This window comes from Rhizobium sp. 25PS6 (genome assembly GCF_032464655.1).
Taxonomy (GTDB): Bacteria; Pseudomonadota; Alphaproteobacteria; order Rhizobiales; family Rhizobiaceae; genus Rhizobium; species Rhizobium laguerreae.
In genome coordinates this window covers 55,556-74,151 of the sequence record NZ_JAWDIV010000010.1, presented here as the reverse complement: position 1 = coordinate 74,151, position 18,596 = coordinate 55,556, and the positions used below count along the sequence as shown (strand labels likewise).

The window sequence follows — 18,596 nt, the reverse complement described above, 5'->3', positions numbered from 1 at the left end:
CCAAACTAGAGAATTTGACACCAGTTTGCTTTTGCGCGAAGAGACGGAGCCCGATTAGACGGAAAATCCCGTCACAGGAGAGGATCATGACGCTCAACCGCAAATTCCGCGCAGCCGTGCTGGCGATCGCCCCCGCCGCCCTGCTCGCCCTTCCCGTGCATGCCGAGACCGATGCTGCTAGCGTAGTGAAACACTATGCCGACGTGGCGCATGCGAAATACGAGGACTCGCTGACGACGGCCAAGGCGCTCGACGCCGCGATCGACGCCTTCCTGAAGGCGCCGACCGACGCGACGCTCAAGGCCGCCAGGGACGCCTGGATCAAGGCACGCGTCCCCTACCAGCAGACGGAAGTCTATCGCTTCGGCAATCCAGTCGTCGACGACTGGGAAGGCAGGGTCAACGCGTGGCCGCTCGATGAAGGCCTGATCGACTATGTCGATGCCTCCTACGGCACCGAGAGCGATGAAAATTCTCTCTACGTGGCAAATGTCATCGCCAACAAGACGATCAAGATCGACGGCAAGGATGTCGACGCCTCCAAGCTGACGCCAGAATTCCTCTCCGGCACGCTCGCCGAGGCAGGCGGCATCGAAGCCAATGTCGCGACCGGCTATCACGCCATCGAGTTCCTGCTCTGGGGTCAGGATCTGAACGGCACGGGTCCCGGCGCCGGCGATCGTCCCGCAACCGATTACGACCTCAAGAATTGCACGCACGGCAATTGCGACCGCCGCGCCGAATATCTGAAGTCCGCCTCCACCCTGCTGGTTTCCGACCTGCAGGAAATGACCGACAACTGGAAGCCGGATGGCGCTGCGACGAAGAATGTCGAAGCCGATCCGAAGGCAGGCCTTGTGGCGATCCTGACGGGCATGGGTTCGCTTTCCTACGGCGAGCTTGCCGGCGAGCGCATGAAGCTCGGCCTGCTGCTGCACGATCCGGAAGAAGAGCATGATTGCTTCTCGGACAATACCTACAACTCGCATCTCAACGACGCGATCGGCATTGCTGCCGCCTATACCGGCAATTATACCCGCGTCGACGGCACCAAGCTCAGCGGCCCGTCGCTGCACGATCTGGTGGCCGCCAAGGACAAGGCGCTCGATGCCGAAGTGGAAGGCAAGCTCAACAAGACGCTCGATGCGATGAATGCCATGGCAAAGCGCGGCGAGACGGTCGAAAAGTACGACCAGATGATCGGCGAAGGCAACAAGGACGGCAACGCCGTTGTCCAGGCCGCCATCGACGGGCTGATCGACCAGACGAAATCGGTGCAGCGCGTTATTGCCGCACTCGATCTCGGCACGGTTCAGCTTGAAGGTTCCGACAGCTTGGATAATCCTAACGCCGTCTTCCAATAAGCAAAAAGGCGGGCCGCTTCGAAAGCCGGAGCGGCCCGGACCCTGAAATGTCGCATGCCCCGGCCCGCCGATTTTTTGCCAGCGCAACGCTCTGCGCAACGCTTGCCGGTTTTTCCGTCAGCATCGCCGCCGGTTTCGATCTGCCGAGCAAACGCACCGACCTCTCCGAGGCCGATCTGAAACGCGTCGCCGATGTGACGCGGCCGACAGCGGATTTTTCCAAGGCCGAACAATACGAAGCCATGCAGGCGGGTGCGACAACCTCGATCGATCCCGTCACCGAAGACAGCTTCTCGCATATTTCGGCCAATATTCCCTTCGAGGAAGAGCAGAATTTCAAGCTCGGCAATGCGCTCTTCCGCAAGCTCTGGGTGTCCGCTCCTTCCTCGACGCAGGCTTCCGATGGTCTTGGGCCGCTGTTCAACGCCCGCTCCTGCATGAGCTGCCATGTCAATGACGGCCGCGGCAGACCGCCGGAGGGAGGTCCGAGCGCCACCTCGATGTTCCTGAGGCTTTCGCGCGCCGCCACGACGCCGGAGGAAGAAACGGCGGTCGCAAGTGCCGATGTCGTCAATTTTCCCGATCCAGTCTACGGCCATCAGCTGCAGGACCTCGCCGTTCCCGGGCTTGCCGCCGAAGGGAAGATGGCGATCAGCTACCGCGACGAGAGGGTGACGCTTGGCGACGGCGAGACCGTATCGCTGCGCCGGCCGAGTTATGCGGTGACGAACCTTGGCTATGGGCCGCTCGATCCCGCGACGACGATTTCGCCGCGTGTCGCCTCGGCGATGATCGGCCTCGGACTGATCGAGGCCATTCCCGAGGCCGATATCCTTGCCCATGCCGATCCTGACGATGCCGACGGCGACGGCATTTCGGGGAAGGCTGCGGTTGTGCGCGACCATCGCAGCGGCAAGATCGCGCTCGGCCGCTTCGGCTGGAAGGCGCAGAACGCCACGGTGCGCGACCAGAGTGCGGATGCCTTCGCCAACGATATCGGCATCTCGACGCCCGATCACCCGGATGCGCAGGGCGATTGCACCAAGGCGGAAGAGACATGCCTCGATATGCCGACCGGCGTGCAGAAACGGCTGGGCGCAGAAGAAGCGCCGGGTCCCATTCTCGACCTCGTCACCTTCTATTCCGGAAATCTTGCCGTTCCGGCACGGCGCAAGGCGAGTTTCCCTGAGACGCTGCAGGGCAAGCGGATTTTTTACGAAAGCGGCTGCATTTCCTGTCACGTGCCGAAATTCGTCACCCGGCGGGATACGCAAGAAAAAGCGCAGTCCTTCCAGCTGATCTGGCCCTATTCCGACTTTCTTCTGCACGACATGGGCGACGGGCTTGCCGACGGGCAGCAGGTCGGCCTTGCAAGCGGACGTGAATGGCGCACGCCGCCGCTATGGGGTATAGGACTGACCCGGACTGTCAGCGGACACAGCTTTTTCCTGCATGACGGCCGTGCGCGGAGCCTCACCGAAGCGATCCTCTGGCACGGCGGCGAAGCTGAAAAGGCCCGCAACGCTTTCTCCTCCCTGCCGAAAGACGACAGGGCGGCCCTGATTACATTCCTGGAGTCACTTTGATGCGCCTTTGGCACCCCCTGCTCTGCCTTACTCTGATCGGCCTCGCGACATCCGCGGCCGCCCAGACTGTTGCTCCCCCGGCAGGGCTGAACGAGGATGCCGTTCCCGCCGTCATGCAGCGCGCCGTCGACGAGGTGATCCGTCCCGGCTATCGCAACATGCAGCAATCGGCTGCCCGGTTGACGACGGCGATGAAGGATCTATGCGCTGACGGTACGCAGCAGACGCTCGACAAGGCGAAATCCGCCTTCGACGATACGATCCGCTACTGGTCGATCATCGAGATCGTCCAGACCGGACCTGTCATCCAGGACAATCTCTTCGAGCACATCCTGTTTTATCCCGACCGCAAGGGCGTCGGCCTCAAGCAGGTGCAGGCGCTGATCGCCAAGGCCGATTCAAAGGATGCGACTGTCGATGCGATCGCCGGCAAGAGTGTTGCGCTGCAAGGCCTGACGGCGCTGGAATACGTGCTCTACGGCAATGGCTCCAACGATCTCGTCGGGCAGAAAAACGGCTTCCGTTGCCTTTACGGCGAGGCGGTCGCCGGCAATATCCAGCGTGAGGCCGGCGAAGTCGTCGCCGCCTGGGAAAAGCCCGACGGCGTGCAGGCGAGCTGGAAACATCCAGGCCCGCAGAGCAACGATTTCATGGATAACAAGGAAGCGGTGACCGCGCTGCTCGGCATTCTCGTCCATGGCGCGGAGAATGTCCGCGACCAGCGGCTGGAGCAATTCTACAAGGGCAAGGACACCGCGCCGCGGCCGCGCATGGCGATCTACTGGCGTTCCAAGAACACCTGGAAATCGATGGCCGCCAATCTGGAAGGCCTGCGCACGCTCTGGCAGAAGGCCGGCATGGCCGAACTTCTGCCGCCGGACAAACAGCCGATCGCCGCCTCGATCGACGAGGATTTCAAATCACTGCTCGACAGCGTGCCGAAGCTCAACCCCGACATCGACGTCGCCACAAGCGATGCGGAGAAGGCCAAGCTCGATACGCTGCTTGCCGAAAGCCGCGACCTGATCACCCGGATCAGCGACGAATATGGCGCAGCCATCGGCCTTTCGGCCGGCTTTTCCTTTTCGGACGGAGACTGAGACGATGATGCAAAGTGCCGCGATCAACCGACGCAGCTTCGTCAAGGCGGCGGGGCTCGGCTTCCTTGCCACCTTGACGCCAAGATCGCTGATGGCGCTGGAGGGGACTGATGTGGTCTATGCCTCGGGCATTCGGGCAGCCGACGGCTCCTTTGCCATTGCGACCGTGACCGAGCGCGGCGAGATCGTCGATCAGGTGGCGCTTCCCGCCCGCGCCCACGGCATGGCCTTCAGCGCCAGTACCGGCAAGACTGTCGCCTTCGCGCGCCGGCCGGGCACTTATGCGATGATCTTCGATCCCTGGAACAAAAGCGAGCCGATCGTCATCAGCTCCAGGGAAGACCGGCATTTCTACGGCCACGGCGCCTTCTCTCCCGACGGCCGTCTGCTCTACGCCAGCGAGAACGACTTCGACGGCAATCGCGGCATGATCGGCCTCTACGACGCCACCGACCGCTTCACCCGCATCGGCGAATTCGAAACCTACGGCATCGGCCCGCACGACATGACCGTTTCCGAAGACGGACGCCTGCTGATCGTCGCCAATGGCGGCATCGAGACGCATCCGGATTTCGGGCGCACCAAGCTCAATCTCGGAGAGATGCAGCCGTCGCTGGCGTTGATCGATGCGGCAACCGGTGCTCTGGTCGAAAAACATGTGCTGCCGGCGGAATGGGCAGAACTCTCCACTCGCCACGTCGATCTCGACGGCGCCGGCCGCATCTGGTTCGCCTGCCAGTATGAAGGCCACCGCAAGGATTTGCCGCCGCTTGTCGGCCATTTCGCTAAGGGGGAGGATCTTACTTTCATCGACCTGCCGGAGGAAACGACGCGCAGGCTCGCCAATTACGTCGGGGCGATCGCCGTCAATCGCAGCGAAGGTCTCGTCGGCATAACCTCGCCGAAGGGCGGCGCCTCGGTGACCATCGACGCTAGGACGGGCAAGATGCTGGCCGAGACTTCCGTACCGGATGCGGCGGGCATCGCGCCGGCTAGAAGCGGCTTTGCCGTCTCCTCCTATGACGGCGATTTCCTGTCGACCCGCAGCGACGTCGCCTGGGATCAGCACATCGTGCGGATCTAGATCAGGGAAGGCAGGGCTTAACCGGAACGCGCATAGGCTTTCTGCTCGGCGCTGACGCTTGATGCCGCGGCTCTTGCCACCTCGTGCAGCCATTCGTTTCCCCGCGCCGCCAAATCCTTCAGGATCGCTGCAACCGCCGCTGCATCGTCGGAATGGCAATTGGCGATCTCGAATCCCATCAATTCCAGCATCGTCGGCGAAAGCAGGATCTCGGGGTGCCGGTCGATTTCGATCTTGCAGCTGTTCGGCGAGAGCCGGCGCACGAGGGTGCGGCCGGAGACCCGGTAATGCGGATCGGCAGAGCGCGCCCGCCCATTGGCGATCTCGCTTGCATGGATCGCCACGTCCCGCGGGTTGTGGCGAAGCGACCAGGCGGACGGCACCAGCGCCTTTGCCTCGCGCAGCACCGGCCCACCCTGCCATTCGGCATAGGCGACGAAACGCGGCCGGCCGAGGCTGCCGGTGCCGCCGCTGCGCGGCTTCGCCGCGAAGGGTCCTGCCCCCAACGGCAGCGCGTCTGCGAGCGCCTCGACATAGGCTGCCGGTGGCGGCTTCTTGCCGGGCTGCAGCATTTCGTATTTCTCCCAGAATTCCCGGCGCTCGGAATTCGGCAGCAGCAGCGCCTTGCGCAGCCATTTGTGGTCGCGCTCGAGGATGACGGGCAGCGGATTTTCAAGGCCCCGGCGATAGCCGCTCAAGATCAGTTCGCCGATCATGCGAACCGACGGACCGTCGCCGCCGCGGGCCAGCACGGCGCTTGCCGCAAGGCGAACGAGATCCAGCGCATAGGGCATCACCGCCGCGTCGTCGAAATCATTGACGCCCCAGACGAGCCGGCCCTCGACATCGCGCCAGGTGCCGAAATTCTCCAGATGCGTGTCACCGATCGCCAGTACCTGAGGCGCGCCCGTCAGTTCCGGGCAGATATCGAGGATGATCTCGCACCAGCGCCAATAGGTGGCGCGCAGGAAGACGAAATCGTCGCTCCGCATCTTCTCGTGCTTCTCCCGGAGATCGTCCTTGACGAGATCGTCGCCGAGTTCACCGGCCAGCCAGGTCTCGAAATTCCGCACCGATTGCGATATCGTCGTCATGCCGCCGGCGCTCCATCATTTCGCGACCCGGTGCGGAGAATACGCGCACCGCGCGAAGCTGCAATCGTCTTCGCATCGGAACGCCACAATCCAGCGGTACTGGCGAGCGGTGCCGGCCAGCTGTGCCGGCTTGCACGGCGACGGAAAGGTGAAGGGTTGCCGCGGCGACACGGTCCCGGGTTTCCATCGGCGCCCGGACCGATTTCAGCAATGTCCAGCTTGTCGAATGCGGCGCGCCATGCCACTTTCGCGGCTGCAAGAGGGGCAGACATGAGCGAGACTGACAGGGGCGATTTCCGCGCGCGAATCCGCCGCAATTTTGCGCGGCAGGCGGCGATGGAGACGATCGGCGCGGAGCTGACGCGCGTCGAGCACGGCGTCGTCGAGATCGAGCTTCCCTTCGACGTCAAACTGACACAACAGCACGGCATCCTGCATGCGGGCATCATTTCCGCAGCGCTCGATTCGGCCTGCGGCTTTGCCGCCTACAGCGTCATCGACCCGGAAGCCTCGATCCTGACGATCGAGTTCAAGGTCAACCTCATGTCGCCCGGGCGCGGCGATCGTTTCCTGTTTCGCGGGGAAATCACCAAACCCGGCTCCACCATCATCGTCGCCGACGGACGAGGCTACGCGATCAGCGACGGGCCGGCGAAACTCATCGCCTCCATGACCGGAACGATGATGGTGATCCGCGGTAGAGAGGGCATTACGGGATGAAGTTCGAACTGAAATCGGTCGCGGGGAAATCCATTCTTTTCGTCATGGCGGCGGAGGCCGAATACGGTCCCTTCCTGCGTTCGCGCATCGAACCGCTGATGACCGGTGTCGGCCCGGTCGAAGCAGCCATCGCGCTGAGCAAGACATTGGCGCGGCTGGATGCCGTCGACGACCTGCCCGATCTCGTCGTCTCCCTCGGCTCGGCCGGCTCCGCGAAACTGGAGCAGACCGAAATCTATCAGGTGACCTCGGTTTCCTACCGCGACATGGACGCCTCGCCGCTCGGCTTCGAAAAGGGCAAGACACCCTTTCTCGACCTGCCGGCAACGCTCGAGCTGCCGCTGCGCATTCCCGGCATTGCCGAAGCAAGCCTTTCCACCGGCGGCAACATCATCTCGGGCGCCGCCTATACCAATATCGACGCCGACATGGTCGACATGGAGACCTATGCGGTGCTGCGCGCCTGCCAGGGCTACAAGCTGCCGCTGATCGGCCTGCGCGGCATTTCCGACGGCGCCGTCGAGCTGCAGCATATTTCGGGCTGGACCGAATATCTGCACATCGTCGACCGCAAGCTCTCCTATGGCGTCGACAGCCTGTTCACGGCGCTGGAGGACGGGGTTTTCTGGTTCTGAGCCCCTGAATGGATCGTGTCCCGGCAGGTGGCCATCGATGGCTGAACGCGTCATCGTGGCGCTGCAGTCCAGTAGGAAGGCTTGAGATCGGTGCGATGTTACCCGGGGCGTTCGCCAGCCACGCCTCTCCGAAACAAGCCGTTTCTGACCGGCGCTTGCTCAGGAACGTCTTTGCACTGTGAACCTCTTCAGGGCCGCGAGCGTTTCCGGGCTGACATGATGCTCCATCGGCGCCGGTCGTGACCCCACCTGCGCGTCGAATTACGATTGACAATCAATATGATGCGTTTCACCAGACCGGTGTCAACCTTCGCTTCTGATTCACAGTGGCTATTCAAATGGATCTTGCCTCATCGGCTGTCAGCGCATTCTGTCGCGTGCCGGAAACGATAATCTCCAGCACTTCATGTTCGTCGGTATTCCTGATGTAGCGATCGCCGACATATTCGCCGCGCTTGAGGATCATGACGCGATCGCCCACGGCAAAAATATCGATAAGGCGGTGTGAGATGATGATCTGGGCGACGCCCTGCTTCTTCAGTTCCAGCATGGTTTCGAGCAGCCGTTCCGTCGCCATCACGGAAAGGTTGGCGGTCGGCTCGTCGAGGATCACGACGCGCGGCTCGAACGAGATTGCGCGGGCGATCGCGACGGATTGCTGGCGGCCGCCCGACAAGCTTTCGACCTTCTGATAGACGGAGTTCACGTCGACCTTGAGCCGTTTCAGCACGCTGTCGGCTTCCGCATACATCTTCCGCCTGTTAACGAAAGGGCCTTTGAGCGGCCAGCGGCCAAGGAAGATATTCTGGCCGACATCCATGTTGCCGCAGAGCGCGAAATCCTGGTAGATCATCTCGATGCCGACGTCGCGGCTCTCGTGCGGGCTCTTGAACCGCACCGGTTGCCCGGCAACGAGGATATCACCCGCATCGCGCTGATAAGCACCGGTCAGGATCTTCATGAGCGTCGATTTGCCGGCCGAGTTGTCGCCGACCAGGCCGAGAATCTCGCCGGGATAAAGCGTCAGATCGACCTTGCGAAGCGCCTGCACGGCCCCGAAGGCTTTTTCGATGCCCCGCATTTCCACGATCGGCGCGGATGGTGTCGCGTCAGCCATGACTGCTGTCCCCTGTTGGCGCACCTCTTCTCAGCCGGGTGCGCAGGCGCCCGAAAATATTGGCCTGGCGCACCCATATATCGATCAGCACCGCGACGATGAGGATGACGCCGATAAAGACGTTGATCCAGTGCTGCGGCATGCTGAACCCCTGAACGTTGAGTTGAAGCAGCGCCCGCACGAGCGTGATGACGGCGGCGCCCGCAAGCGAGCCGACCATCGTGCCGTAACCGCCGAAGATCGATCCGCCGCCGATGATGACAGAAGCGATCGCATCGAGCTCGCGAAACTGGCCGGCAACCGGGTTGAAGCTGCGAAAATAGGCGACGTTGATGATCCCGGCCATGGTGGCGCAGAGCGCCGACAGCATGAGCGCGATGATGCGCACGCGGTTGGTGTTGATGCCGGCATAAGCGGCGGCGCGCACGTTGCCGCCGGCCGCGCAGACCTTCAGCCCGAACGGCGTATAGGCAAGCACGATACCGGCGATCACGGCAACGAAAAACATCCAGATCGTCTGGACGCTGACGACCTCGGCCACCGAGCGAATGATCCCCGGCGGCAATGCAAGGCCGAAATGCAGGAGAACGTCATTCACCTTGCGTCCGAACAGGTTATAGCCCTCGGGCCAGCCGGTCAGCTGCTGTCCCGCGACGAACCAGGCGGCGAGCCCGCGGGCAATGTAGAACATGCCGAGCGTGGCGATGAAGGCAGGCAGTTTGAAGCCGACGACGACCATGGCGTTGACGGCCCCGGCGGTCATCCCCGCAAACAGGCCCATCGTCACGGCGGTGAGCGGATCGGCGCCGAGCACCTTCAGGAAATAGGCCGCCGTGCTGCCGGCAAGGGCAAGCACCGCGCCGACGGAGAGATCGATATCGCCGGCTGCGATGACATAGGTGAGCCCGACGGTGATGAGGGCCAATTCCGTGTAATTGAGCAGGATGGCAAAGGTGTTGGGCAGGTTCCACCAGTAGTCCGGCCTGAGCACGAGGCCCGTCAGCCACAACACGACGGTCAGGATGATGGCCAGCGCGTCGCGGCGGGCGAGAAACTTGCCGAGCCCGGTGGCAGACAGCGCCATGTCGGCCGCCATCGCCCCCTTGGTCTGCACACCTTCTATCGCCACGCCGCCGATCTCATAGGCCGGCGGGGGTGACCGGCCGCGCAGCCATGCCCATAGCCGGGCCGCAACCTGGCGCCGAATGAGGAAGGGCTCGATCAGCACGGCGATGACGAGAAGCAGACCCAGGAAAACCAGAACGGCGCCTGCCGGCAACGTGAACTTGGCACCGACCGAGACGTTTTCACCGTCGATCACGACGATGCGCGTGATCGGCCATCCCTCGCGCAGCACCTTATCGATCAGCACGACGACCGCGGCACCCAGGCAAGACCCGATCACGCGCCCGCGCCCGCCAAGGATCGATGCTCCGCCGATGACGACCGATGCGATGACGGTGAGTTCCCAGCTGACACCATAGAGGGGGGTGACGCCCTTGTCCTGCGCGGCCGACAGGAGAGCTGCAAGGGTCGCGCAAAGCGAGGAGAGCAGATAGGCGCGAATGCGCACCCAGCGCGTGCGAATGCCGGCATAGGCCGCCGCCTGCTCGTTTCCGCCGGTGGCGAAAGTCTCATAGCCCCAGCGGGTCTTGGCAAGCACATAGGCCCCAACCATGGCGATGAGGAAGAAGATCGCGATCTGGTTGTTGAAGCCGAGGATATTCGTCTCGCCCAGGTGGAAGAACAGCGGATGGTCTTTCGCCTTGTCGGAGTAATAGATTGCCTGGCCATGCGTCAACGCCAGCACGAAACCGCGGCCGATGAAGAGGATCGTCAGCGTCGCGATGAAGGCCGGCACTTTCAGGACGGTGACGAGCACGCCGTTGATCAGGCCGATCGCCGTGCCCAGCAGCACGCAGAGGACCGCCGACTGGATCACGCCGAAATCGAGAAAGCTCGGGGCAAAAAGCCTTGCGAAGACCACCGCGATCAGGCCGTAGGTCGAACCGACCGAAAGATCGAGATCCCTGTTGACGATGACGAAAGTCATCCCGACCGCGATGATGCCCACACGGGACGTATCGCGCAGAAGCGCGTGAAGGGCCTCCGTCGATCCGAAAAAGGCCGGATTGACGATTGCCCCGCCGAAATAGAGCAGCGCAAGGAACATGAGGAGCCCCGCCTCCCAGCCGCCGACGAGCTGGGGCGGCGCACGGCCGAGCGATGTCGTCGTGGCGGGCTCCATCAGTTTCTACCGAAAATAAATTTCTACCGAATGAGTTTCTACCGACCGATGCTTGCCTTCGCGTGGCGGGATGGCTCGCACCCTCCCGCCTTGATTTCAGACGTTTCGAACGGCAGTCAGTTCTCGAAGCGCTTACCGACGTTGGCGACCGTTTCCTTCGTCACAAGCTGGGCACGCGTGTCGAGATTGGCAGCCGCGATACCGCGATCGATCTGCAGATAAAGCTGCATGACGGGCCAGAAGCCCTGCAGGAAGGGCTGCTGGCCGAGCGAGCCGGTCAGGTTCCCCGCTGCGATGCCTTCCTGCTGCGCCGGGCCGAGATCGAAACCATAAGCGCACAACTTGCCTGTCCGCCCCATCTGGGCAACCGCCTTGACGAGCGGCGGCGTAAAGACGTTGTTGGCTGTGAAGGCGCCGACCACGTCTCCACGGGACTCGAAGAGCGAAACAAGTGCGTTGACAGGGTCGTTCGGGTTCGTGTCGATGCCGACGTTCTCCGGACCGGCGTCAACCTTGAAGGCATCGAGCTTGCCGGCGTCCTTCAACGTCTTGACGATGGCATTGAAGGCGGCGGTGACTCGGTTGTTCACCTCGATGTTGCCCATCGCGGTGGAGGACGGCAGCACGATCGAGCCGCTGGTCGCGCCACTGGCCAGCACGCAAGTCGCGAGCGCCTCGCCGCCGATTGCCGCGGCCGACGCGTCCTGGCCGGTATGGCTGATCGCGCTCCGGTGCAGTATGGTGCCGTCGAACGAGTTGGTCGTCGCGATCGGGATGCCGGCCGCCTCGGCAGCCTTGACGATGTCGTTATAGGCACCGACCTGCGGCGTCGTCATGATGATGCCGTCGATCGTCGGGTCCTGAACGATCTGGTTCAGGATCTCGATCTCGCGGGCGGGGTCGTCCACCGGCGATTCCGAACCGAGCAGCAATATCTTGGCACCGATCATATTGCCGGCGACGGTCGCGCCGACATAGACAGGGTCAAAGAAGCCATTGCCTGCCGTGTGCGTCACGATCGCGAAGGTCAAATGACCGTCAGCCGAATGGAAATCCTTCGTGCCGGGGGCCTCTTTTGCCGCTTCCTCGAAGTTATAGCCGCCAACCGCTTTCTCGACGCCGCCCGACTGCGCAAATGCATGCGAGACACCGAGCGACAGTATCGCGGCCGATGCCGCGTAGAACAATACCCGCCTCATGATTGGTCCTCCCTTGAAACCAAGGGAGGAAAGCCGTTCCGGCGCAATGTATCGAGAGTGGGCCGAAGGCTTATCCTCCCATTTGCTAATATTCCGCGCAATTCTGGTTCAAGTAAACCGCAAACCCATCCTACTTGTGAATTTTTTGCTTTTGGAAGCGTCCGATAACCGTTTTTGAATGGCAGGTGACAGGTTGGTGGGGTCGGGACAATTGGAACAATAAAAACCCGATGCCTTCGATTTCCCGGATTGCCAGGCGAAGCGCTTTTCATTAAAGCCTCGCCATGACCCAGACAGCACATCCCGACTCCGTTCTCATCGTCGATTTCGGCAGCCAGGTGACCCAGCTCATCGCACGACGCGTGCGCGAGGCCGGCGTCTATTGCGAGATCGTCCCCTTCCAATCGGCCGAAGAAGGCTTCCACCGCCTGCAGCCGAAGGCCGTGATCCTGTCCGGCAGCCCGGCTTCCACGGTGGACGAGGGATCGCCGCGAGCGCCTCAGATCATCTTCGACAGCGGCCTGCCGGTGTTCGGCATCTGCTACGGCCAGCAGACGATGTGCATGCAGCTCGGCGGCAAGGTCGAGAGCGGCCATCATCGCGAATTCGGCCGCGCTTTCCTCGATGTCGACAGGGACTGCCAGCTGTTCGAGGGCCTCTGGTCCTCCGGCTCGCGCCATCAGGTCTGGATGAGCCATGGCGACCGCGTCACCGCGCTGCCGGATGGTTTCGAGGTGGTCGCCACCTCCTCCAACGCGCCCTATGCCTTCATCGCTGACGAGAAGCGCAAATATTACGGCGTGCAGTTCCACCCGGAAGTCGTGCATACGCCTGACGGCGCCAAGCTGATCGGCAATTTCATTCACAACATTGCCGGCATCAAGGGCGACTGGTCGATGTCGGCCTATCGCCAGAAGGCGGTCGAGCAGATCCGTGCGCAGGTGGGCGACAAACGCGTCATCTGCGCGCTTTCGGGCGGCGTCGACAGCTCCGTCGCAGCCCTCCTGATCCACGAAGCCGTCGGCGACCAGCTGACCTGCATCCTCGTCGACCACGGGTTGATGCGCAAGGACGAGGCGGCCGGCGTCGTCGCCATGTTCCGCGAGCACTACAATCTGCATCTGCTGCACGTCGATGCCGCCGATCGTTTCATCGGCGAACTCGAGGGCGTCAGCGACCCGGAAACCAAGCGCAAGATCATCGGCAGGCTGTTCATCGAGACCTTCGAGGAAGAGGCAAAGAAGCTCGGCGGCGCCGACTTCCTCGGCCAGGGCACGCTCTATCCCGACGTGATCGAAAGCGTTTCCTTCACCGGCGGCCCGTCGGTGACGATCAAATCGCACCATAATGTCGGCGGTCTGCCGGAGCGCATGAAGATGCAGCTCGTGGAACCCTTGCGCGAGCTCTTCAAGGACGAAGTGCGCGCGCTTGGCCGCGAGCTCGGCCTGCCCGACAGCTTCATCGGCCGCCACCCCTTCCCCGGCCCGGGCCTTGCCATCCGCTGCCCCGGCGGCATCACCCGCGAAAAGCTGGAGATCCTGCGCGAGGCCGATGCGATCTATCTCGATGAAATCCGCAAGGCCGGCCTCTACGACGCCATCTGGCAGGCCTTCGCCGTGCTGCTGCCCGTCCAGACCGTCGGCGTCATGGGCGACGGGCGCACCTATGAATTCGTCTGCGCACTACGCGCCGTCACCTCCGTAGACGGCATGACGGCCGATTTCTACCACTACGACATGGAATTCCTCGGCCGCGCCGCCACCCGCATCATCAACGAGGTGCGCGGCATCAACCGCGTGGTCTACGATGTTACGTCGAAACCGCCCGGTACGATCGAGTGGGAATAATCGGACATCATTGACGCGTGGGTGGCGGGACGTAAACACACACCCGGGCTCTTGCCGCCGGCTATGCCTCTGATGGAGCTTGATCCCGCCCTTTGACTGGCCGCGTTTTACGCTTTGAAACGTCCGGCTGCTGAGCGCGTCGGCGCGGCGCGCCAGCAGCCAGGCCTCAACTTCAGCTAAGTCCCAGACGATGCATCTAGGCGATAGTGCAAAACGGCGCGGAAATTCACCACGCTGCTCCATTTCGTAGATGGTGCTGTCAGCGAGTGGGATCATCTCGCGCAGCTGATGGCGCCGTATAGTCCGGCGTAGTGCATCGTCGGCATTTGCCTTGGCCATGCTTTGCCTCCTGCTGCTCGGGGGGCCCGAGATAGAAAGCAATAGGTCGAGGAAGATGGAAGGTCCCACAGCGCTGCGTGCGGGAATATCGCATCATAGCGTGCAAATCGGACGGGCGGTCTCAAGGGGCAGGCGTCGTCTAGGACATCCAACCACGGCACGCCCGAGAGAAGATCGCCATACCGATCGGTAAAGATCTTGAAGATTAGCCTTGCCTAATCTTTACTGACCGGTAATTGAGCGGATGCGGTCCACATAGCCAAGCTGCTTTCAACCAACGCCTCAAGCTCACGTTGGTTTGCGCCGGCCCCTCCCTGCATGAGGATGCCGTGCATCAGGGATTGGAGGACGTCGCCAAGGCAGAAGCGCAGGTTGCAACAGATTTTCGATATGGTTGTCAGAGCAGCGCATGAAGCATCGATAGGAACGAGCGAACGCGACGATACCGCACGGCCGCGGCGTCGCCGTTCAGCCCATCGACCAAAATTCCGCCCGAACGTCCTCATTATTTTTACGGTCCGATGTAACAATCAGAGACCCGAGTGCGAAATATCTGCTGTGACTCGGTCTTCCTACCTCCTTCCCGATCACCGGGGGGCCGGAACCTTTTTGGGCCGTGCGCAAATTCACCGCAACTTGAAGGAACAACTTATGGGCACCAATCTCGCTGCGCTCGCCCACAGGACAGGTCGAGCGTCCTTACTCCCCTATGCAAAAAGGAGCGCATTTCCCTTCCGGCAACGTCCAAAAAAAATTCCCAGACGTGACCCCGTCTGCTGCGCTCGCACGCTATTGCAATATGCCTTGCGCAAACTGCTCACCACCCACCAGGACTCTGGCAGACTTCTCATTATAAACACCGGTGATACCCTTCATGCGCACATGCCCGCTCGCTGCTCTGCTCCTCATCGCCGTCATGCCTCTTACTGTTTCTTCCGCAATGCTCTGCGGAGCGCAGACTGCTTGTACGGTCAAGGACGGAAGCTATCGGATCGAGTTGCCGCAAGATGGCGACATTCGCGGCGTCTTTGTCTATTTCCATGGTTTCAAAAGTTCCGCCAGGTTGCAGATGCAGCAACGCTCCCTGGTCGAGATGACGCTCGCGCATCATCTGGCCTATGTAGCCGTCGATGGCATCGACGGGAGTTGGTCTTTTGCCCACGGTCCCAACCAGGGTCGCGATGAAAAGGCGTTCATCACGAATGTTTTTGATGACCTGCGGCAACGCTACGGTTTTACCCCGGACCGGACGGTGATCGGTGGTTTTTCCATCGGCGCATCGATGGCTTGGTACACCGCCTGCCAGCAGGGGGAGAAAACCGCGGCGATGGTGACTTTCTCCGGCGTGTTCTGGAATCCTCTTCCAAAACCGAAGGACTGCGTTGCCGATCTTCCTCCAATGGTACATTTTCATGGGACCGCGGATCATACTTTTCCGCTCGCCGGTAGGGCGATTGGCACCGAATTCCATCAGGGCGATGCTCTCAAGAGCTTGGCCATTCTGCGTGAGCGCGCCAAATGCGACATGAAGGCTGCTAAGAAAGTCACGCTGGATAGCATCGAGTGCGACGATGGACCGGACTGCATTCGGGGCGACAGTATCATGTGCATCCACAACGGTGTCCACGAGGCCCGGTCCGATATGCTCGACGCTGGCCTGACAGCGATGGGTTTTCCCAAGTGAGCCGGGCTGCAAAAAAAGAAGATCCTTTGTAACAACCGCCTGCATTCCCACGAATTAGCAGGCAGCAAGGTCGCAAAACCTGGTCCGGCGCGATGCTGACGGATCGTTCGAGGATTACAAAGGAACACCCTCATGCTGCAGTCAATCACATGTCCAAATATCGGCCATGCTATCGTTCATCACTTCGGAGAGGGCGCGGCCGTCTGGGGGCAGACGATTACTCCGAGCATTGCTCATCTGGTTCAGGCGCAGCGGGAGTTGGCGATCGATTATTCGCGGATACGCCCCGGGATTGTGTTCGAGACCGTCTCGAGTGTTGCGATGCTTCCCCATGTCATCGATGGATCCACGTTTCGCGCGCACGTCGAAAGCACGGCGTTTCGCCGCACCGTTGTTCGACGCGAAGCGGCGGTGGAAGCCTTCATCCGCTGCGATGCAGGCGCCGAATGCACTCTCAAGCTTTGGGGACGCGTCGCAGCGCAGCGGTCAGATCACTTGCTAGCTACCGACGATAAAGATGCCGCCACCGTACCTGTGATTTTCACCGTGGCCTTCTGGGAGATCTCGCGCGCACCTGACGCCCGAATGGAGCAGATGATCAGGGAAGCTTCCGAGAAAGATCGCAAAATCCGGGAACTGGAAGGGAAGGCGGCGCTCTCAATGTGTTCGCAATGAACCTGATGTTCAGACAGATGCGTACGCAGTTGTAGAATTGATTGTTCCATATGAGGGAGTTTACCATGCAGAATTCAGACAGGCCGACGATAAAGAATGAGGCGGAATCAACCTGGATCCCCCGGGCAGAGCAGCCCGCACCGCGCTGGCGTCAAATCGGACTGTGGAGCGTCAAGCTTCTCCTTGCTGCGACCTTCATCGCCGCCGGCAGCGCCAACCTCTACGGCCTGCCGATGTTGGTTCAGAACTTCGAGCAGATCGGGCTCGGGCAGTGGTTTCGGTATTTCACCGGAACACTCGAGTTGATCGGCGCGGCCGCGCTACTCGTCCCGGCTGTAGCCTCGCTCGGTGCGCTTCTGCTCGCCGCGATCATGGTCGGCGCCACCTTGACCCATCTCTTCGTGCTGCCGGGTTCGCCCGTCCCCGCGATCGTGCTCTTCGCGCTGAGCGTGATGGTAGCCTGGGCGCATCGCGACCAGAACGCGGCGCTGGCCAGCAAGATCCTCGTCGACCGCGACTGAGGACACGAAGGCCGTCAACGCTCTCCCCTTCACGTTCCCAGGCTCATGTCATGTCACGGCTTGGACGGGCAGATGCTCGCCTTGGAGGATGAAGGTTTTGACGCGACTTTCTCGCTGATTGGCGCCAGCATCTTTCCTGACTGGCGGCGAGGGCTTGCGGAACAAGTTCGCGTGACCCGGACGGGCGGCAAAGCATGCGTCGCGACGTGGCGCAAGCTGCCTGGCGGTGGCCCCTTCCTTGTTATGGCGGAAGCGCTTCGTGCCGTTTATCCGAATATGGCGCCGCCGGCGCCGCCCGAAGGGTTCACAACGCTTGCGGACCCGGACCGACTGGGCGCGGAGCTCAAGGGAGCAGGCCTCTCTGCGCTCGAGATCGAAGAGATCGAGGTCGTCTGGGAAGGGCCTGCTGGCCCAGCCCTATCTTGACGACGTTCGGGAATTGCACTGCTACATGGGTGCTTATGCCACGCTCGATGACAATGAACGTCGCCGGGTGGATGGCGCGATCTTAACGGTGGTCGACCGGATTGCAACGGACAACCGGGTTGTGCTGTGCTCGACCGCGGTTCTGGCCGTGGGAACGGGACAGTGATCACTCATTCGAATTTGTCGCAAAGGTTGCGCAGACTGTTTCAAACCCTGGCGCGTAAGGCCTGCGCTTCGTTCTGCAATCGGTTTATCCCTCTCCACACAAAGGTGTGAACAACCTGAATGTAACTTCTACGCATCCCATGACGAAGAAGGCAGGTCGCTTTCGTTCAACAGAAGGATAAGACCATGACGATCTCATTACGCCCCATTCTGCCGCTTGCAGCGGCTCTCACACTTTCCTTCGCCTCTGTCGGCTATTCCGCGGAGATTTTTACGACGAATGGTGTGGCCATCAACGGCTATGATCCCGTCGCCTATTTCACCGACCACAAGCCTGTGAAAGGGTCGGACAAATACGCGGCAACTTACCAAGGGGCGACGTTCCACTTTGCATCCGCCGCACATCGCGATGCATTCACCGCCAACCCCCGGCATTTTGCTCCGCAGTATGGCGGCTATTGCGCCTTTGGAACGGCGCAGGGCCACAAGGCGTCAACCGAACCCCAAGCCTTTACCGTGGTCAATAAGAAGCTCTACTTCAATTACAATGACAGCGTCCTGAAGACGTGGAGGCAGGACGTCAGCGGGTATATCAAAAAGGCCAACGCAAACTGGGGTAAGGTCAGAGTACAACCTGATCCGTAAGTGCCGATGCCGACATGAATCACCTATTCGACCCATTGCGGATAGGTACCTTTTCAAGCTGACGAGGGCGACGCCTGCCGCCCCGAGCACAGACGGCGCCGGAAAACGCCTCATTGCCGCCAGGCTCAGTGCGATCGCAGTGCGTCA

The 18,596-nt window shown here is 61.4% G+C and carries 17 protein-coding genes and 1 pseudogene; 13 read left to right on the top strand and 5 right to left on the bottom strand.

The genetic code is table 11. The features are described from left to right. Positions 1 to 86: 86 nt before the first annotated feature. The 4 genes from RWK44_RS15910 to RWK44_RS15895 are packed head-to-tail and all read left to right on the top strand — an operon-like array spanning position 87 to position 5,134. Positions 87 to 1,364: an imelysin family protein gene (locus RWK44_RS15910; RefSeq protein ID WP_316029081.1), complete on the top strand. Its 1,278-nt coding sequence runs from the start codon at positions 87 to 89 to the stop codon at positions 1,362 to 1,364. A gap of 47 nt (positions 1,365 to 1,411) precedes the next feature. Next, a complete protein-coding gene (locus RWK44_RS15905) occupies positions 1,412 to 2,950 on the top strand; it encodes a di-heme oxidoreductase family protein (protein ID WP_168257125.1) in 1,539 nt (512 codons plus the stop codon). Beyond that, positions 2,950 to 4,050, top strand: coding sequence for an imelysin family protein (locus RWK44_RS15900; protein ID WP_222037391.1), 1,101 nt, complete (start codon positions 2,950 to 2,952; stop codon positions 4,048 to 4,050). Before RWK44_RS15905 ends, RWK44_RS15900 begins: the two co-directional genes overlap by 1 nt. 4 nt (positions 4,051 to 4,054) lie before the next feature. After that, entirely contained in the window at positions 4,055 to 5,134 is a 1,080-nt protein-coding gene (locus tag RWK44_RS15895; protein WP_077977308.1) for a DUF1513 domain-containing protein, read from the top strand. 17 nt (positions 5,135 to 5,151) lie between these two features. Here RWK44_RS15895 and RWK44_RS15890 read toward each other — a convergent pair whose 3' ends face one another. Beyond that, entirely contained in the window at positions 5,152 to 6,228 is a 1,077-nt protein-coding gene (locus RWK44_RS15890) for a DUF2252 family protein (RefSeq protein ID WP_077977307.1), read from the bottom strand. A gap of 270 nt (positions 6,229 to 6,498) precedes the next feature. On the opposite strand from RWK44_RS15890, the gene RWK44_RS15885 reads away from it, so the two are divergent. Both RWK44_RS15885 and RWK44_RS15880 read left to right on the top strand, forming a co-directional pair. Next, positions 6,499 to 6,948 (top strand): PaaI family thioesterase, encoded by a 450-nt coding sequence (locus RWK44_RS15885; RefSeq protein ID WP_003544704.1) that lies wholly within the window; start codon positions 6,499 to 6,501, stop codon positions 6,946 to 6,948. Then, positions 6,945 to 7,583, top strand: coding sequence for a 5'-methylthioadenosine/S-adenosylhomocysteine nucleosidase (locus RWK44_RS15880; protein WP_018485266.1), 639 nt, complete (start codon positions 6,945 to 6,947; stop codon positions 7,581 to 7,583). Before RWK44_RS15885 ends, RWK44_RS15880 begins: the two co-directional genes overlap by 4 nt. Before the next feature lie 334 nt (positions 7,584 to 7,917). Here RWK44_RS15880 and RWK44_RS15875 read toward each other — a convergent pair whose 3' ends face one another. The 3 genes from RWK44_RS15875 to RWK44_RS15865 form a co-directional block, all read right to left on the bottom strand. Next, positions 7,918 to 8,700 (bottom strand): ATP-binding cassette domain-containing protein, encoded by a 783-nt coding sequence (locus RWK44_RS15875; RefSeq protein WP_316029080.1) that lies wholly within the window; start codon positions 8,698 to 8,700, stop codon positions 7,918 to 7,920. After that, positions 8,693 to 10,948: an ABC transporter permease gene (locus RWK44_RS15870; protein ID WP_316029079.1), complete on the bottom strand. Its 2,256-nt coding sequence runs from the start codon at positions 10,946 to 10,948 to the stop codon at positions 8,693 to 8,695. The genes RWK44_RS15875 and RWK44_RS15870 overlap by 8 nt, the downstream gene beginning before the upstream one ends. A gap of 116 nt (positions 10,949 to 11,064) precedes the next feature. Then, positions 11,065 to 12,147 (bottom strand): substrate-binding domain-containing protein, encoded by a 1,083-nt coding sequence (locus RWK44_RS15865; protein WP_026265552.1) that lies wholly within the window; start codon positions 12,145 to 12,147, stop codon positions 11,065 to 11,067. A 284-nt stretch (positions 12,148 to 12,431) separates the two neighbouring features. Here RWK44_RS15865 and guaA point away from each other — a divergent pair, with 284 nt between their 5' ends. Continuing rightward, on the top strand, positions 12,432 to 13,994 hold the full coding sequence (gene guaA, locus RWK44_RS15860; protein ID WP_020052549.1) for a glutamine-hydrolyzing GMP synthase: 1,563 nt from the start codon (positions 12,432 to 12,434) through the stop codon (positions 13,992 to 13,994). A gap of 61 nt (positions 13,995 to 14,055) precedes the next feature. Here guaA and RWK44_RS15855 read toward each other — a convergent pair. Continuing rightward, positions 14,056 to 14,333 (bottom strand): annotated as a pseudogene (locus RWK44_RS15855) (helix-turn-helix transcriptional regulator). Between the two features lie 874 nt (positions 14,334 to 15,207). On the opposite strand from RWK44_RS15855, the gene RWK44_RS15850 reads away from it, so the two are divergent. The 6 genes from RWK44_RS15850 to RWK44_RS15825 all read left to right on the top strand — a co-directional run bounded on the left by RWK44_RS15850 (position 15,208) and on the right by RWK44_RS15825 (position 18,449). Then, the gene (locus RWK44_RS15850; RefSeq protein ID WP_316029078.1) at positions 15,208 to 16,017 is read left to right on the top strand and encodes an alpha/beta hydrolase family esterase; all 810 of its coding nucleotides are present in this window, start codon (positions 15,208 to 15,210) and stop codon (positions 16,015 to 16,017) included. A gap of 132 nt (positions 16,018 to 16,149) precedes the next feature. After that, positions 16,150 to 16,692 carry a hypothetical protein gene (locus RWK44_RS15845; RefSeq protein ID WP_316029077.1) on the top strand — a complete coding sequence of 181 codons (543 nt, stop codon included), beginning with the start codon at positions 16,150 to 16,152 and terminating at the stop codon, positions 16,690 to 16,692. Positions 16,693 to 16,757: 65 nt separating this feature from the next. Then, complete coding sequence (locus RWK44_RS15840; protein WP_168306324.1) at positions 16,758 to 17,213, top strand: DoxX family protein; 456 nt, start codon at positions 16,758 to 16,760, stop codon at positions 17,211 to 17,213. A gap of 72 nt (positions 17,214 to 17,285) precedes the next feature. After that, on the top strand, positions 17,286 to 17,639 hold the full coding sequence (locus RWK44_RS15835; RefSeq protein ID WP_316029076.1) for a hypothetical protein: 354 nt from the start codon (positions 17,286 to 17,288) through the stop codon (positions 17,637 to 17,639). 25 nt (positions 17,640 to 17,664) lie between these two features. Further along, a complete protein-coding gene (locus RWK44_RS15830; RefSeq protein WP_316029075.1) occupies positions 17,665 to 17,805 on the top strand; it encodes a hypothetical protein in 141 nt (46 codons plus the stop codon). Between the two features lie 185 nt (positions 17,806 to 17,990). Then, complete coding sequence (locus RWK44_RS15825; protein ID WP_316029074.1) at positions 17,991 to 18,449, top strand: YHS domain-containing (seleno)protein; 459 nt, start codon at positions 17,991 to 17,993, stop codon at positions 18,447 to 18,449. Positions 18,450 to 18,596 lie beyond the last annotated feature (147 nt).